This window comes from Shumkonia mesophila (genome assembly GCF_026163695.1).
In the GTDB taxonomy this organism is placed as follows: Bacteria; Pseudomonadota; Alphaproteobacteria; order Rhodospirillales; family Shumkoniaceae; genus Shumkonia; species Shumkonia mesophila.
In genome coordinates, this window is record NZ_JAOTID010000001.1 from 632,802 (window position 1) to 648,448 (window position 15,647).

A 15,647-nucleotide genomic window follows, 5' to 3' on the forward strand; every position below is an offset into this window, starting at 1 on the left:
GCTACATCAATCCCTTGCTCGCCATGGCGTCCACCAGCTTGTCGACGAAGAACCCCTGGAAACGGTGGAGTCCCAGGTTCAGCCCCCAGCGGATGGCGTCCTCGCTTTCGGCCCGGGCCAGCACGAACTTGTCGGGGCCGATGTAGCCGATCATGTCGGCGAGCTCGGCATGCTGGTGGCTCCGCTGGTCGCGGCCGAGGTCGGGGCTCCAGTTGATCTTGATGAAGTCGGGTTCCAGCAGGCCGGGATCGAAGAACTGCAGCGCCATCGGGAACAGGCCGTCGACCAGCAGCCGGTAGCCGCGCTCGCGCAGCCACTGCCGGGCCTGGATGAAGGCGCCCATGTCGGCGACGATGTCGACCATCTGGATTTCGACGATCACCTTTTGCGTGTGGCCGCCGATCTGTTCGTCGAACACCCGGAACTCCGGCGACGTCACGCTGCCGACGTGCAGGTTGAGGCTGATGTCGTCCTTCAGCGTCGCGAAATTCATGCGGCCGATCACCGCCAGCATGCGCCGATCCAGGATGTCGGCCATGTAATGAAACAGCCACGGGCTGGCGAACAGGTCGATGTCCGGCGCGATCCGGTGCCGAAGCTCGGCCATCGCCACGTAGTGCTCCTTGAACAGGATGCGCCGGCCGCGGTCCGGCCGCACGTCGACGGCGGGTTGCTGACGCACCACGTCGGTCAGGCGCAGCGCCTGCAGGCGCTTCTCCAGGTGGACCAGCCGGGCGGCGTCGAGGGGGACCGCCGGCGGGTCACCGGCGCCCGGCCGGGCGGCCGCTTCCCGCTGGTCCTGGCGCAGTTCGTCCTCGCGCCTGGCGATGGCGTCCTCAAGATTGGTGAGGTCGGCCCATTCCGAAAGATCGTACCAGGTGGCGAAGCGATCCGCCCCGTCGACCGTCTCCTCGGCGGTCAGCGGGTCCTCGGCGAACAACGCACGGAGCTTGTAGATGGCGGTGTCGATGTCCTCGACGCGCACGTTGCGGCAGATCAGGGCGACATCGGAATTGGCGAGCACATAGAGCGTGGCGTCGAAATGGTTGATCAGGGTGTCGAACGAGCGCACGCCGATGCGCACGAAATGGGTCTTGCGGTACGGCGCCTGCAGCTCCGACAGATGGCACAGCACGGCGCAACACCCCGCCGGCGCGCGCTCCAGTCGCCGCAGGTGGCCGAGCAGCAGGCTTTCTTCGCTGACGCCGTTCGGGCTCGCTGCGGCGGGGATGCGGGGGTCGGCCATCCTCAACACTCACTCGTTCTGAACGGGGGCGTTCTGCCGGTTGATATACGCAAAATAGTCCGTACCTGTTAACACATGACGAAGAACCGCTTTTCCGGCGTGACACAGGCGATAGCCCAAGCCGCCGCCGCCGTCCAGGGCCGTCTTCGACCTCCGCTTCGCCTCGCCCGGTTTCGGACAAGGAGCCGCTTGAGGGGAGGATCGGACCGCGCGATGATAGTCGCATCGATGGGGCCTGTTCAACACGACGTCCGGACGAAGGCGAATCCCGAGCGGCCGCGCGTCCCCGAGGGGCGGCGCGTCTACGCCGTCGGCGACATCCATGGCCGCGACGATTTGCTGGCGCGCCTGCACGACCTGATCGCCGAGGACGCGGCCGCCGGCGGCGCCACCCGCAACAACCTGGTCTATCTCGGTGACTACATCGACCGCGGTCCGGCCTCGCGCCAGGTCATCGAGCGCTTGGCCGGCGAACCGTTGGCGGGTTTCGAGACGGTTTTCCTCAGGGGCAACCACGACGACTTCCTGCTCCGATTCCTCGACGACGGCGGGCCGGCCGACGCGTGGCTGATGAACGGCGGCATCGCCACCCTGGCCAGCTACGGTATCGAGATGGCGTTCCCGCCCGGCAACCCGGCCGAAATTGACGGCATCCGGCGCGACCTCGCGCGGCGCCTGGGGTCGGCGCACCTGGAATTCCTGCGCCGCCTTAAGCCCAGCCACGCCGTCGGCGACTACCTGTTCGTCCATGCCGGGGTGCGGCCGGGGGTCGGTCTGGCCGAGCAGACCCCCCTCGACCTGATGTGGATTCGCGGCGATTTCCTCGACTGGGACGGCCCTTTCGGCGCCATCGTCGTGCACGGCCACACCATCGCCCCCGTCCCCGTCTTCCGGCCGAACCGTATCGGCATCGATACCGGCGCCTATTCCTCGGGCCGCCTGACCTGCCTGGTGCTCGAAGGCGGCTCGCGACGCCTGCTGCAGACTTGAGGCGACATCGCCCTTTTGGCTTTCCCGGCCGGTCCCTTCCGATGTAGGGTCCGCTCAGGACAAGCCGGCCAATCGGCGGGGGGATCATGCATTCACGCAAACGGGTATTGGTGACCGGCGGCGCCGGGTTCCTGGGTTCGCACCTGTGCGAGCGGCTGCTGGCCGACGGGGCCGACGTGCTGTGCGTCGACAACTTCTTCACCGGGGTGAAGGAGAATATCGCGCCCCTGCTCAAGGACCCCTACTTCGAGCTGCTGCGCCACGACGTGACCTTTCCCCTCTACGTCGAGGTCGACGAGATCTACAATCTGGCCTGCCCAGCCTCGCCCGTGCATTACCAGTACGACCCGGTGCAGACCACCAAGACCAGCGTGCACGGCGCCATCAATATGCTGGGCCTCGCCAAGCGGACCGGCGCCAAGATCCTCCAGGCCTCGACCAGCGAGGTCTATGGCGATCCCGAGATCCACCCGCAGACCGAGGATTACCGCGGCAGCGTCAACCCGATCGGCCCGCGCGCCTGCTACGACGAGGGCAAGCGCTGCGCCGAAACGCTGTTCTTCGACTATCGCCGCCAGCTTGGCGTCAACATCCGGGTGGCCCGCATCTTCAACACCTATGGGCCGCGCATGCACCCGGACGACGGGCGGGTGGTTTCCAACTTCATCGTGCAGGCGCTCAAGGGCAACCCGATCACCGTTTACGGCGACGGCAACCAGACCCGCTCGTTCTGCTATGTCGACGACCTGGTCGACGGCCTGGTGCGCCTGATGGCGGCGCCCGACGAGGTCACCGGCCCCCTCAACCTCGGCAACCCGCGCGAGATGACCATCGGCCAACTGGCCGAAACGGTCGTCGCCATGGTGGGCTCGGGCTCGTCGGTCCAATACCGGCCGTTGCCGGCCGACGATCCGACCCAGCGCTGTCCGGACATCTCGCTGGCCAAGGAGAAACTGGGCTGGACGCCGAAGGTGGCGCTGGAGGACGGGCTGGCCCGCACCATCGATTATTTTCGCCGCACCCTCTAGGCCGGCGGCACCCGGGCGGCCAGGAGGGCGCGCATGACGGTCGGCAAAGGTTTCGAGAAGGTCGCCTTCGAGCCCGCTGCGCTGTTGTTCGACGAGGGGCAGCCGGGCGACGCCGCCTACCTTATCACCAGCGGCGACGTCGAGATCCGCGCCGGGGTGCGCACCGGCAGCCCGCGCATCCTGGCCCGCTGCGGCAAGGGTGCCGTGGTCGGCGAGATGGCGCTTTTGGACAAGCGGCCGCGCATGGCCGCCGGCGTGGCGCTGACCCGGGTCGAGGCCATCCGCATTTCGTGCCAGGAGTTCCTGGCCCGCCTGGATGCCGTCGACCCGGTCATGAAAAGCGTCATCGAGATCCTGGTCGGGCGCGTGCGCGACCTCTCCGACGAGGTGGCCGAACTCAAGCGCATGGATTGGCGGCCGAGCGGCGGGGCGTGACGGTTTTCCAAAAAAGAAGGCCCGCCGCGATGCGGCGGGCCGAACTGCAATGGCACGGAAGATGGGCTCACGGACCGGGAGAGACGGCCGGGGCCGACCCGGGGGTGACGTCGGTCCCGGTGCTGGCATCGACCGTGCCGTCGTCGGCTTCCTCGCCAGGCTCCTCATCGCCGGCGCCGGCGGCAACGGCTTCGGCGGCGGCCGAGAAACCGACCGCCGAGGTCGGCGACGCATTGGCCTTGGCCTGATCCGCCGCGTTCATGGCACCGGCGATTCCCTGCACCGAGGGGCCGCCGGGGTGCGACCAGCCGGCGCCGATCAGGCCGGCCTCCAGTTCGGTGACGTCAACGCCGAGGGTATCGGCCAGCGAATCGAGCGTGGCCTTGCCGACCGTGGCGCGATCCCGGCTGCGAGTCTGGGTCTGCGTCTGGGTTTGAGTCTGCGTCTGCGTACGGCTGCGGTCGCGAGCCGTTTCGCCCTTGGCGGCGCCGCGGCTGGCTTCGGGTCCGAAGGCCGACGGGCTGGCCGGACCGGCCTCGAAACCCTTGGCCTGGCCCGGCGCCGTGCCGCCGTGTCCGGGATTCGACGCGGACGCGCCGGCGGTTCCGCCACCGCTACGGCCGTTGGCGTTGCCGCGGCCGACCGAGCCCGGCTCGCTGGACGTGCCGCTCGCGGCGCTGCTGTCGGGACCGCCTGGGCTGTCGGCGCCGCCGCCGTTGCCGTTGCCGTTGCCGCCACTATTGCCGCTATTACCGCCACTATTGCCGTTGCCGTTGCCGCCGCCATTGCCGCCGCCGTTGCCGTCCTTGGCGAAGGCGGCCTTGTCGATCGGCAGGAAGCTTCCGGCATCGAGGCCGAACGGCGCCGCCGCCAGCGCGATGGCGAGGGCGCCGGCCACCGACGCCATGATGGCGGCGCGGCCGGCGAATCCGCCTGGCCGCAAGTCCGATACGTGCTGTCTTTCCATGGCGTTACCTCGGTTCATCTCTGTCCATCCCGTCGCTTCGGCCCTGGACCGGGCCATCCGGACGCATTCCGTCCTCGTGGCGACAACGGGCCGGGCGGTGAAAAATTCCGGCGTCGGTCGAGGATAATTTTTTTGGGCCGGGGCGGGAATAACCGGATAATTGGGCCGTTCTCAATCCAACGATGGCGGGGCGTGTGCGGGTTGGCAAGGGTGGACCAGATATTCCGGGACGGGCTGATCGAACTGTTGCCGCGGCTGCGGCGCTTCGCGCGCGCCCTGGCCGGCCGTCCCGACCAGGCCGACGACCTGGTGCAGGCGGCCCTGGAGAAGGCCCTGACGAAGTCCCAACAGTGGCGGGGCGGGACGCGGCTCGACAGCTGGATGTTTCGCATCGTCCAGACGACGTGGATCGATACCTGCCGCGCGGCATCGATCCGCGGGTCCCATCTCGAGGCGGTGGACCCAGAAACGGTGGCGGATTACGGCCCTTTGCGGCGTATCGAGGCGCGCCTCACCCTGGCCGCCGTCCGCCAGGCCATCCGCGCCCTGCCCGATCCGCAGCGCGCCGTCCTGGGGCTGGTCTGCGTCGAGGGGCTGTCCTACCGCGAGGCCGCCGACGTGCTCGGCATTCCGGTCGGCACGGTGATGAGCCGGCTGTCCCGCGCCCGCCTGTCGCTCGACCGCATGGTGGGGGCGGGGCCGGTGGCGGAACGGCCACAGGAAACGAACGAGGTCGGTCATGGAACGGTTTGAGCTGAGTACCCTGATGGCCTATGCCGACGGCGAACTGGATGCCGAAACCGCCCGCGAGGTCGAGGCCCATCTGGCCTCGTCGGCCGAGGACCGCGAAACGGTCCGGGCGATGAGGCGCAGCGCCACGCTGGCCCGCGCCGCGCTCAACGAGCCGCTCACCGAGGCGGTGCCCGAACGCCTCGTCGCGACGGTGACGGCGGGCCGGCGGCCTCGCGCCCTCCCGTCGTCCTGGCGCGCCCTGGCGGCGGCGCTGGCCGGCCTGATGATCGGCGTCGGCGGGACCATCGGCGGGCTTTATCTCGGCGACCGCTCCGCAGCCCCGGGGATGACGGTCGCCGACCTCAGCCTGCGCGAGGGCACCCTGCAACAGACCCTGGAGAAGAAAGTCAGCGGCACCGACGTCCGCTGGCAAAATCCCGACTCCGGGCATTCCGGCGTCATCGCGCCGGTCCGCACCATGCAGCGGGCCGATGGCACCTTTTGCCGCGAGTACCGGGAGACGGTGGTGATCGGGGGCGTCGTCGACCGCCGGTTCGGGGTCGCCTGCCGCCAGGCGGACGGCGTGTGGAAGGTTCGCTACGAGATCCTGCCGAAAGACGAAGACGCCATCAGCCGCGGATCATGACGCCCCCCCTTCCGACGCTGCCGGGACGCGTGCTGGCCATCGTCGCGGCGGCCTGCATCGTGGCCGCCTGCCAGAACGCCAGCGAAGGGTTCGAGAACCTGAAGGCCACGCTCACGTCGGCCAACCTGGCCTACGTCGAAACCCGCAGCGGCGGACCGGCGCTGCCGCCGGCGCCCCTGCCCGAATACGGCGTCGGCGACGCCTTCGCGTTCGACAACAACCGCGTCCACACCGTCGCCGCCGTCGACGGCGCCACGATCCGCTGGGACGCCGGGGCGGACTTCCGCTATGCCACCCTGCGCAACTTCGCCCTGCCCCGACTGTCCTGGTCGTGGAAGCGGAATGACGGAACCACCGCGTCGGGAACGGCAAAACCCGACGTCGCGCCCAAGGCGCTGTGGCCGCTCAAGGTCGGCAACCGCACGGCCTATTCCTCCAGCGATACCTATCGCGACGGCGACGACAAACCGTCGTCCTATCTGCAGGAGTGGAAATGCTGGGTGGCGGGCACCGAGACGGTGGCGGTGCCGGCCGGACGATTCGACACCTTCGAGATCGTCTGCGACCGTCGGTACGGCGGCCACTGGGCGCAACGCAGCCGCTGGTACTATGCCCCGGCGGCCGGCCATTACGTGCGGCGCATCCTGGATTTTTCGGGGGCCGATTCCCAGAAGATGGACCTTGTCGCCTATGGGCCCAGACCGCTGTCCCTGCCTGCCGCCGCCGCCCGCCTGCGGGCGGAGACGGTGCAGCGGGCCCTGGAAAAGACGAAAAGCGGCCAGACGGTGACGGCCAACGGTGGCGGCTATGCTGTCGCCGTCACGCCGCTGCGCACCGTCCGCACGCCGGCGGGCGCCTTCTGCCGCGACTACCGGCAGGAAATCTCGGTGCGCGGCCGCACCAGCCAACAGCAAGGCAGCGCCTGCCGCGACGGAAAGGGCATCTGGCAAAGCCGCTGAGGGAAAGATCCGGGGCGAACGCCGCTACGCCGCGGCGGCTTCGATCGGAAGGCCGGCCGCCCGCCACTCCGGCAGTCCATCCTCCAGGCGGTGCGCCTTGAAGCCGCGGGCGCGCAAAGCGGCGACGGCCTCGAACGAGAGCACGCAGTAGGGGCCGCGGCAATAGGCGACGACGTCCTGCGTGGGGTCGAGTTCGGCCAGCCGCGCCTCAAGCTGGTCCAGTGGCATGCTGACCGCTCCCGGCAGGTGGCCCATGGCGAACTCGTCGGCCGGACGGACGTCGAGCACGGTCACCGCCCCCTCGCGCAGGCGGCCGAGCAGTTCGTCGGGCGACACCGGCTCCAGGCTGTCGCGGTCCGCGAAATAGCCGCGCACGATGCTGTCCACCTCGGCGAGATTGCGTTCCGCCACGTGGCGCAGCGCCGAGAGCAATTGCAGTACCCCGTCGTCGGCCAGGTGGCAGAGCACAAACTTGCCGTCCCGGCGCGCCGCGACCAGGCCGGCCCGGCGCAACTGCTGCAAATGCTGCGAGGCGTTGGCGACGGACAGGCCGGTGCGCTCGGCCAGCGCCTCGACGCCCCGCTCTCCTTGCGCCAGGTGTTCGAGGATCTCCAGCCGGTGCGGATGCCCCAGCGCCCGGGCCACCGCCGCGAACTCGGCGAACAGGGCCTGCTTGGGGGTTGTTGACATCGCCGGCCTCCTATCGTTATATCATTCAAGAGATTAATTGAATGTATGGTCTCCGAGGAGGCTTGGCAAGGACCGGAAGGACGCCTGGCGATGAAGATCCTGCTGATTCTCAACGACCCGCCCTACGGCACCGAACACTGCTACAACGCGCTCAGGCTGGCCCACACCCTCATGAAGAAGGACCCCGAGGCCGAGATCACCGTCTTCCTGATGGCCGACTCGGTGGTCGCCGCCCGCAGGGGCCAGAAGACGCCTGACGGTTATTACAACATGGAGCGCATGGTCCGGCGGGTGGCCCTCGGCAAGGGCGGCGTGTTGATGTGCGGCACCTGCATGGACGCGCGCGGCATGACCGACGACGACCTCTTGGACGGCGCCCGTCGAAGCACCATGGACGAACTGGCGGCGGCGACGCTGGCCGCCGACAAGGTCCTGGTGTTCTAGGCCATGCGGCGGATCTATCTCGACCATAACGCCAGCACGCCGCTGGCGCCCGAGGTCGCCGCCGCCATGGAAGGCGCGATGGAGGAGGCGTTCGGCAATCCCTCCAGTCCCCATTGGGCGGGCGTCCCCGCCCGTCGGGGGATCGAGGAGGCCCGCCGGCAGGTCGCCGGCCTGCTCGGCTGCGACCCTGGCGAGGTGGTGTTCACCAGCGGCGGCAGCGAATCCAACAACATGGCGCTCAAGGGCGCCTTCTTCGCCAGCCAACGCCCGCGTCGGCACATCGTCACCACCAGCGTCGAGCATCCGGCCATCGTCGCCCCGCTGCGTTTCCTCGAACGCCTGGGCGCCGAGGTCACGTGGCTGGCGGTCGACGCCACGGGGCGCATCGATCCCGCCGACCTGGAGCGGGCCATCACCGCCGACACCATTCTGGTCAGCATCATGCACGCCAACAACGAGGTCGGCACCCTCCAGCCGATCGCCGAATGCGTCGCCATCGCGCGCCGCCACGGCATTCCGCTGCACACCGACGCCGCCCAATCCGTCGGCAAGATCCCGACGCGGGTCGATGATCTCGGCGTCGACTTGCTGACCATCGCCGGCCACAAGCTTTATGCGCCGAAGGGGATCGGCGCGCTTTACGTGCGGGCTGGGACCGCGCTGGAACCCCTGGTGCACGGTGCCGGCCATGAAGGCGGCCGCCGGGCGGGCACCGAAAGCGCCCTGCTGGCGGCGGCGCTGGGTGCGGCCTGCGTTCTTGCCGGCGATCTTTCGGTCATGGAGCGGGTGAAGGGGCTGCGGGATCGCTTCTGGCACGCGCTTCAGCAGCGTTTCGGCGACAAGGTCGCACTCAACGGCCATCCGGAATGGCGGCTGCCCAATACCCTCAACGTCTCCTTCGTCGGGCGCGTCGGCGCCGACATCCTGGCGGCGCTCGACGGCGTCGCCGCCTCGACCGGTTCGGCCTGCCATGCCGGGCGCATCGAACTGTCGCCGGTACTGAAAGCGATGGGGGTGGCCCCCGAAGTCGGCATGGGCGCGATCCGCTTCAGCCTCGGCCGCAAGACGACGGCGGAAGAAGTCGACGCGGTCGTCGAGGCGCTTTCGAGGCTGCCTTTGCTCGCCGCCGGGCGTCGCGCAAATTAACGAATGGCGGCGGGGCGTGACGGGGAAAAGCGGAAAGGATTGGCGCGCCCGGCAGGACTCGAACCTGCGACCTCATGCTCCGGAGGCATGCGCTCTATCCATCTGAGCTACGGGCGCCGCGGGGCGCGACATTACGCTAAGGCCGCGCGTCGGTAAAGTCATTATGGCCGACCTTCGGGAAGGGCCGAATCACGGGGCGGCGGCGGTCAGCACCTGGCGGGCGTGGGTATCGGCGCCGGATGGCAGCGGCCCCTGCGGATCGCCGATCCAGGCGGTGACGTCGGCCCACACGGCGGGGGCCTCGAGGTCGCGCAGCAGCATGTGAAAGCCCTTCTCGTAAAGGGCCGTCCGCTGGTGCCAGCGTTCGGCCGCCGGCAGGCTGCCCAGCATCCGGAAACTGGGCTCCTTGGGGATGATCTCGTCCTTCTCGCCATAGAGCACCAGGGTCCGGCCGGTCAGCCGCGGCGCCGCGGCCAGCGCCGCGTCCATCAGGTCGGCCAGCCCATGGATGGCGTCGACCCGGGTCTCCTTGATGACCAGCGGATCGCGCGACAGCGCGCGCAGCATCTCGATGTTGTCCGACGCCTTGAGGCCGAGCCCCCGGCCGCTGAGCTTGAGCCACGGCACCGTGTAGGAAGCCACGGCAAGGGCGGCGCGTTGATACCACGGCATGGATTCCCGCCCCCACACCGCCGGCGCCACCAGGACGACGCCGTCCACCGCCGGCGGCTCGGGTCCGGTCACCGCCACCATGGTGACGGCACCGCCCATGCTTTCGCCGAGGACATAGAGAGGAACGTCCGGGTGGGTCCGTCGCAGCAGCGCCGCCGCCGCTCCGAGGTCGCCGGTGAGCGCCGGGATGCCTGGCCACAGGCCGCGCATGGCGGTGGCCCCGAAGCCGCGCTGATCGTAGGCGTAGACGGCGACGCCCCTGCCGGCCAGGAAGGCGCCGATGCCGGCGAAGGCGTTCGAATAGTCGTTGAAGCCGTGCAGCGCCAGCACCACCGCCCGGGGTTGTCCCTCCGGGCGCCAGACGCGCAACGGCAATCTGGCGCCGTCGGCGGCGACGAACGCTTCGGTACCCAGCACGGGTTCGGCGACCGGCGGGCCGGCCGCCTCGATGCGCGGCGCGCAGGCGGCGACGACGAGCAGGGCGGCGGCGAGGGCGAGGCGGCGGATCACGGGGCGGTCGCACCCTGCCGGCGGGTCAAGGACAGGAAGATGTCCTCCAGTTCCGCCTCGCGCGTGGTGAGGTCGACCACGCGCAGCCCGGCCTCGCCGACGGCGGCCAGGATCTGGCCACTGTCGGTGCGACTCGGCGGATAGCGGAAGACCAGCCGGCGCCCGTTCATCAGTTCGGGATCGAAACGATGAAGCGCGGCGGGCACCGCCACGAGATCGACGTCCACCGTCACCGTCATCTCCTTGGCGTCGATGCGGTGCAGCAGTCCCTCGGTGGTGTCGCAGGCGATCACCCGGCCGGCGTCGATGATGGCGATGCGGTCGCACAGCGCCTGCGCCTCTTCCAGGTAGTGCGTGGTCAGCAGCACCGTGGTGCCGCGGATGTTGAGTTCGCGCACCGCCACCCACAGGCGGCGGCGAAGGTCGATGTCGACGCCGGCGGTCGGCTCGTCCAGCACCAGCACGTCGGGCGAATGGACCATCGCCTTGGCGACCAGCAGGCGCCGGCGCATGCCGCCCGAAAGGGTGCGGGTGTAGGCGTCGGCCTTGTCGCCCAGTCCGACCAGGTCCAGGATCTCGTCGCTGCGCCGTTTGGAGGGTGGCACGCCGTAAAGTCCGGCCTGCACCTCCAAAAGTTCGCGCGGCGTGAAGAAGGGATCGATGTTGAGTTCCTGCGGCACCACCCCGATGGCGCGCCGCGAGGCCCGCGATTCGGTGTCGATGTCGTGGCCGCTGATGGCGACCGTGCCTGAGGTCTTGATGACCAGCCCGGCCAGGATGTTGATCAGGGTCGACTTGCCGGCGCCGTTGGGGCCGAGCAGCCCGAAGAACGAGCCGCGCGGGATCGCCAGCGTGACGTCGACCAGCGCCGGGTGCGGCGGCCGATGGCGGCTGCCGCGGTAGGTCTTGCAAAGGGCGGTGGTTTCTACCGCGTTGGCGTTCGGGATCTCGGCCATGGAGCCTATATATGGGCTGGGAACGTGGGAATCCGAGGTGCGGCAATCCCGGCGTTGATTGTCCGTCGCCAATCGGTATCATCCCCTCCTCCAGTGGGTCAACGGTGTTGGGAGCTTGGGCATGGACGCGGACGAACCCATTTATGTGAACGACAAGCGGGTGGCCTGCGACGGCAACGGCGGCGCCTTGGGCCATCCCCGCATTTTCCTGACCATGGACCCCGACAAGGAAACGGTCTGCCCCTACTGCTCGCGCCGTTTCGTTTACGCCGGCGACTCCGAAACCAGCGTCGCCCGCTGAGGCGGGCGCCACCCCGGCCGCGTTCCCGAAGGAGGGTCGATGCAGCACGTCTTCCTGATCGACGGCTCGGGGTTCATCTTCCGCGCCTTCCACGCCCTGCCGCCGATGACCCGGCCGGACGGCACGCCGGTGAACGCCGTCTACGGCTTCACCACCATGATCCTGAAGCTGATCGAGGACACCGATGCCGACTACATCGCGGTGGTCTTCGACACCGCGAGGCGCACCTTCCGCAACGAGATCTATCCCGACTACAAGGCCCAGCGCCCGCCGCCGCCCGAGGCCCTGATCCCGCAGTTCGCCCTGGTGCGCGAGGCGGCCCGGGCCTTCAACGTCGCCCAGGTCGAGATGGAGGGCTACGAGGCGGATGATTTGATCGCCACCTACGCCTGCCTGGCCCACGAGAAGGGGGCCAAGGTCACCATCGTGTCGTCGGACAAGGACCTCATGCAGCTGGTCGGCGACGGCATCACCCTTTACGACGCCATGCGCAACCGCGTCATCGGCCCCGACGAGGTGCGCGAGAAGTTCGGCGTCGGCCCCGAGCGGGTGATCGACGTGCAGGCCCTGGCCGGCGATTCGTCGGACAACGTGCCCGGCATCCGCGGCATCGGGGTGAAGACCGCAGCCCAGCTGATCGCCGAGTTCGGCGACCTCGACACGCTGCTCGCCCGCGCCGCCGAGGTGAAGAGGCCGAAGTGCCGGGAAGCCCTGATCGAGCACGCCGAGATGGCCCGCGTATCGCGCCGCCTGGTCACGCTCTGCAAGGACGTGCCGGTGACGGCGCCGCTCGAAACCTTCGTCAAGCGCACGCCGGACGGCCCGGCCGCCATGGCTTTTTTGCGCGAGCAGGCCTTCCGTTCGCTGATCGCCAAGCTGGAGGGCCGCCTCATGGCCGGCAGCCCCGTGCCGGCCGCCGTCGGCGACGCGCCGGCGGTCATTCCGGTGCCGGTGGCCGCCCAGCCGCGCTACGAACTGGTCCAGGACGAGACCGCCCTGGCCTCGTGGATCGCCGCGGCGCACGCCACCGGCTTCGTCGCCTTCGACACCGAAACCACCTCGCTCGACGCCATGACGGCGAAGCTGGTCGGCGTCTCGCTCGCCGTCGAGCCCGGCCACGCCTGCTATATCCCGCTCGGCCACCAGGCGCCGGCCGCCCAGGGGGCGCTGGATTTCGGCGGCGACGCCGCCACCGCCCAATCGGAGATCCGCCAGATCCCGATGGCCCGCGCCATCGAGCTTTTGAAGCCGCTGCTGGAGGACGACTCGGTCCTCAAGATCGGCCAGAACATCAAGTACGACATGCAGGTGCTGGCCAACCTCGGCGTCGCGGTGGCCCCCATCGACGACACCATGCTGATCAGCTACGTGCTCGACGGCGCCCTGCACGGCCACGGCATGGACGAGCTGGCCGAACTCCTGCTCGACCACAAGACGATCCAGTTCAAGGACGTGGCCGGTACCGGCAAGAACAAGGTGACGTTCGACCGGGTGCCGCTCGAAGCGGCCCGCGACTACGCCGCCGAGGACGCCGACGTCACGCTCAAATTGTATAACGTGCTCAAGCCCCGCCTGATCGCCGAGCGCATGGTGACGGTCTACGAAACCATGGACCGCCCGCTGGTGCCGGTGCTGGAGCGCATGGAGCGCTGGGGCATCAAGGTCGACGCCACCGAACTGAAACGCCTGAGCGACGATTTCGCCGGCCGGCTGGTCGACCTCGAGGACAAGATCCACCAGCTGGTCGGCCGGCCCTTCAACGTCGCCTCGCCCAAGCAGCTGGGCGAGGTGCTGTTCGAGGACATGGGGCTGGCGGGCGGCAGGAAGGGCAAGACCGGGGCCTATTCGACCGACGCCGAGGTGCTGGAAGCCTTGGCCGCCGAAGGCCACGACCTGCCGGCGCGCGTCCTCGACTGGCGGCAATTGGCCAAGCTCAAGAGCACCTACACCGACACCCTGATCGGCCAGATCAATCCCCGGACCGGGCGCGTCCACACCAGCTATGCCATGGCCGCCACCTCGACCGGGCGGCTGGCCTCGACCGACCCCAACCTTCAGAACATCCCGATCCGCACCGAGGAGGGGCGCAAGATCCGCCGCGCCTTCATCGCCGAGCCGGGGTTCAAGCTCTTATCCGCCGACTATTCGCAGATCGAGCTTCGCCTGCTGGCCCACGTCGCCGGCATCGAGGCGCTGACGGAGGCCTTTCATAAGGGCCTCGACATCCACGCCATGACGGCTTCCCAGGTCTTCGGGGTGCCGATCGAGGGCATGGACCCGATGGTCCGGCGCAAGGCCAAGGCCATCAATTTCGGCATCATCTACGGCATCTCGGCCTTCGGCCTGGCCCGCCAGCTGGGCATTCCGCGGGGCGAGGCCGACGCCTACATCCAGGCCTATTTCGCCCGCTATCCCGGCATCCGCGACTACATGGAGAAGACCAAGGAAGAGGCCCGCACCAAGGGCGTCGTCGCCACGCTGTTCGGGCGGCGCTGCCCGACGCCGGGCATCGCCGACAAGAACCCGGCCATGCGCAACTTCGCCGAGCGGGCGGCCATCAACGCCCCCATCCAGGGCGGCGCCGCCGACATCATCAAGCGGGCCATGGTGAAACTGCCGGCCGCCCTGGAGGCCGCCAACCTGTCGGCCCGCATGCTTTTGCAGGTGCACGACGAACTGGTCTTCGAGGTGCCCGACGCCGAAACCGAGGCCACCGCCGCCGTCGTCAAGGCGGTGATGGAAGGCGCCGCGAAGCTCGACGTGCCGCTGGTGGTGGATACCGGCATCGCGCAAAGCTGGGACGAGGCGCATTAATTTCGGGGACACCATATTTAATTCAAGAAACGCCTTGTCGCCATTCAAGACAAGGGGGTGAATTAAATATGGTGTCCCCGAAATTTTCTTCACGAACATCCGGCCACGCAGGTGCCCTGGCCGTCGAATTCCATGGTCCTGCCGCTGAGCGGCAGGTGGACCGGGGCCTTGGTGGCCTTGATGAAGGTCTCGGTCTTGCTGCCCGGCTTGACCTTGCCCTTCTCGGTCGCCGCCTCGTTGGCGTGCGACGCGATCACCGATTTCGGCTGCACCAGGTCGTTGACCACATAGGCCGCCTCGGCGGGGCCGGTGCTGAAGATGCCGCCGATGTTCATCACCGCCAGGTTGGCCTTGAGGAACTGGCGCACCACGGTGTCCTGCTCGGCGGTCACCCCGGTGTCGCCTGAAAGATAGGCGACCAGGCCGTTGCTGAATTTCAGCACATAGCCGCCGGGCGGGCCGACATAGGCGGTAAGCCCCGACTCGGCCATGTGCCTGGCGATGTCGCCCTCCAGGAAGGCCGGGCCGATGCCGTTGGAATGGACCGCCGGCACGCTGTAGATGGAAACCCCGCCCAGGGTGCGCACGCCGCCGAAGCGCACCAGCAGCACCTGATCGGCGCTGCCGCCCGCCGCCGGCACCTTCTTGTTGAACCAGCTGTTCATCTCGCCGCCGACGAAGAACTTGGCCTTCTTGCCGACGACGATTTTCACCGTGGCGCTTTCCGGCGTCGCCTTCACCGACATGTCGGGCTTGTCGCAGGTCCCGGCGTCGGGGCCCGAGCCCCAGGCGTCGCCCAGGTGGTCGCCGTGCACATGGCTCAGCAGCACGCCGTCGATGCGGCCCAGCCGCTCGTCCTCCGCCCCGCGCACCGTGCGCCCGGCGTCATAGAGGATGCGCGTGCCGTCCGGGTCCTCGAAAATCATCGCCCTGTCGAAGGCGCAGAACTCGCCGGCATGGCTGCCCAAGGGCGTGACCTTGACGTTGGCCGAAAGGGCCGGCGTCGCCGCCAGCAGAACGAAGCCGACGACCGCCGCCGCCAGCGTACGGTATGCGTGGTGCATAGCTGGTCTCTCCCGTCTCTCGTGGCTCCCCGACAAGGCCCCATCGG

The 15,647-nt window shown here is 68.8% G+C and carries 16 protein-coding genes and 1 tRNA gene; 10 read left to right on the forward strand and 7 right to left on the reverse strand.

Features of this window, described 5'->3' with window-relative positions; all coding sequences use genetic code 11:
- Position 1 precedes the first annotated feature (1 nt).
- Complete coding sequence (locus ODR01_RS02825) at positions 2 to 1,246, reverse strand: EAL domain-containing protein (protein WP_316976070.1); 1,245 nt, start codon at positions 1,244 to 1,246, stop codon at positions 2 to 4.
- A 228-nt stretch (positions 1,247 to 1,474) separates the two neighbouring features.
- Here ODR01_RS02825 and ODR01_RS02830 point away from each other — a divergent pair, with 228 nt between their 5' ends.
- From ODR01_RS02830 to ODR01_RS02840, 3 genes are all read left to right on the forward strand, one after another.
- Positions 1,475 to 2,236, forward strand: a complete 762-nt coding sequence (locus ODR01_RS02830) for a metallophosphoesterase (RefSeq protein ID WP_316976071.1) — start codon at positions 1,475 to 1,477, stop codon at positions 2,234 to 2,236.
- Between the two features lie 86 nt (positions 2,237 to 2,322).
- A complete protein-coding gene (locus ODR01_RS02835; protein WP_316976072.1) occupies positions 2,323 to 3,264 on the forward strand; it encodes a UDP-glucuronic acid decarboxylase family protein in 942 nt (313 codons plus the stop codon).
- Between the two features lie 33 nt (positions 3,265 to 3,297).
- The gene (locus ODR01_RS02840; RefSeq protein ID WP_316976073.1) at positions 3,298 to 3,699 is read left to right on the forward strand and encodes a Crp/Fnr family transcriptional regulator; all 402 of its coding nucleotides are present in this window, start codon (positions 3,298 to 3,300) and stop codon (positions 3,697 to 3,699) included.
- Between the two features lie 67 nt (positions 3,700 to 3,766).
- Here ODR01_RS02840 and ODR01_RS02845 read toward each other — a convergent pair whose 3' ends face one another.
- Complete coding sequence (locus ODR01_RS02845; RefSeq protein ID WP_316976074.1) at positions 3,767 to 4,684, reverse strand: hypothetical protein; 918 nt, start codon at positions 4,682 to 4,684, stop codon at positions 3,767 to 3,769.
- A gap of 192 nt (positions 4,685 to 4,876) precedes the next feature.
- Here ODR01_RS02845 and ODR01_RS02850 point away from each other — a divergent pair, with 192 nt between their 5' ends.
- Genes ODR01_RS02850 through ODR01_RS02860 form a run of 3 tightly spaced genes read left to right on the forward strand, consistent with a single transcriptional unit; the run spans position 4,877 to position 7,003 of the window.
- Positions 4,877 to 5,419, forward strand: a complete 543-nt coding sequence (locus ODR01_RS02850; RefSeq protein WP_316976075.1) for an RNA polymerase sigma factor — start codon at positions 4,877 to 4,879, stop codon at positions 5,417 to 5,419.
- On the forward strand, positions 5,406 to 6,044 hold the full coding sequence (locus tag ODR01_RS02855; protein WP_316976076.1) for an RT0821/Lpp0805 family surface protein: 639 nt from the start codon (positions 5,406 to 5,408) through the stop codon (positions 6,042 to 6,044). Before ODR01_RS02850 ends, ODR01_RS02855 begins: the two co-directional genes overlap by 14 nt.
- Entirely contained in the window at positions 6,041 to 7,003 is a 963-nt protein-coding gene (locus ODR01_RS02860; protein WP_316976077.1) for a hypothetical protein, read from the forward strand. Before ODR01_RS02855 ends, ODR01_RS02860 begins: the two co-directional genes overlap by 4 nt.
- Positions 7,004 to 7,027: 24 nt before the next feature.
- Here the strand turns inward: ODR01_RS02860 and ODR01_RS02865 are convergent, their stop codons facing one another.
- A complete protein-coding gene (locus tag ODR01_RS02865; protein WP_316976078.1) occupies positions 7,028 to 7,693 on the reverse strand; it encodes an ArsR/SmtB family transcription factor in 666 nt (221 codons plus the stop codon).
- Positions 7,694 to 7,783: 90 nt separating this feature from the next.
- On the opposite strand from ODR01_RS02865, the gene ODR01_RS02870 reads away from it, so the two are divergent.
- Positions 7,784 to 8,137: a DsrE/DsrF/TusD sulfur relay family protein gene (locus ODR01_RS02870; protein WP_316976079.1), complete on the forward strand. Its 354-nt coding sequence runs from the start codon at positions 7,784 to 7,786 to the stop codon at positions 8,135 to 8,137.
- Between the two features lie 3 nt (positions 8,138 to 8,140).
- Entirely contained in the window at positions 8,141 to 9,283 is a 1,143-nt protein-coding gene (locus ODR01_RS02875) for a cysteine desulfurase family protein (protein ID WP_316976080.1), read from the forward strand.
- A 40-nt stretch (positions 9,284 to 9,323) separates the two neighbouring features.
- Here the strand turns inward: ODR01_RS02875 and ODR01_RS02880 are convergent.
- From ODR01_RS02880 to ODR01_RS02890, 3 genes are all read right to left on the reverse strand, one after another.
- A tRNA-Arg gene (locus ODR01_RS02880) sits at positions 9,324 to 9,400 on the reverse strand.
- 72 nt (positions 9,401 to 9,472) lie between these two features.
- Entirely contained in the window at positions 9,473 to 10,465 is a 993-nt protein-coding gene (locus ODR01_RS02885; protein ID WP_316976081.1) for an alpha/beta hydrolase, read from the reverse strand.
- Complete coding sequence (locus ODR01_RS02890; RefSeq protein WP_316976082.1) at positions 10,462 to 11,421, reverse strand: ABC transporter ATP-binding protein; 960 nt, start codon at positions 11,419 to 11,421, stop codon at positions 10,462 to 10,464. Before ODR01_RS02890 ends, ODR01_RS02885 begins: the two co-directional genes overlap by 4 nt.
- 121 nt (positions 11,422 to 11,542) lie before the next feature.
- On the opposite strand from ODR01_RS02890, the gene ODR01_RS02895 reads away from it, so the two are divergent.
- Positions 11,543 to 11,722, forward strand: coding sequence for a zinc-finger domain-containing protein (locus tag ODR01_RS02895; RefSeq protein ID WP_316976083.1), 180 nt, complete (start codon positions 11,543 to 11,545; stop codon positions 11,720 to 11,722).
- A gap of 39 nt (positions 11,723 to 11,761) precedes the next feature.
- Complete coding sequence (gene polA, locus ODR01_RS02900; RefSeq protein ID WP_316976084.1) at positions 11,762 to 14,536, forward strand: DNA polymerase I; 2,775 nt, start codon at positions 11,762 to 11,764, stop codon at positions 14,534 to 14,536.
- Between the two features lie 89 nt (positions 14,537 to 14,625).
- On the opposite strand, the gene ODR01_RS02905 is transcribed toward polA, so the two are convergent.
- The gene (locus ODR01_RS02905; RefSeq protein WP_316976085.1) at positions 14,626 to 15,600 is read right to left on the reverse strand and encodes an MBL fold metallo-hydrolase; all 975 of its coding nucleotides are present in this window, start codon (positions 15,598 to 15,600) and stop codon (positions 14,626 to 14,628) included.
- Positions 15,601 to 15,647 lie beyond the last annotated feature (47 nt).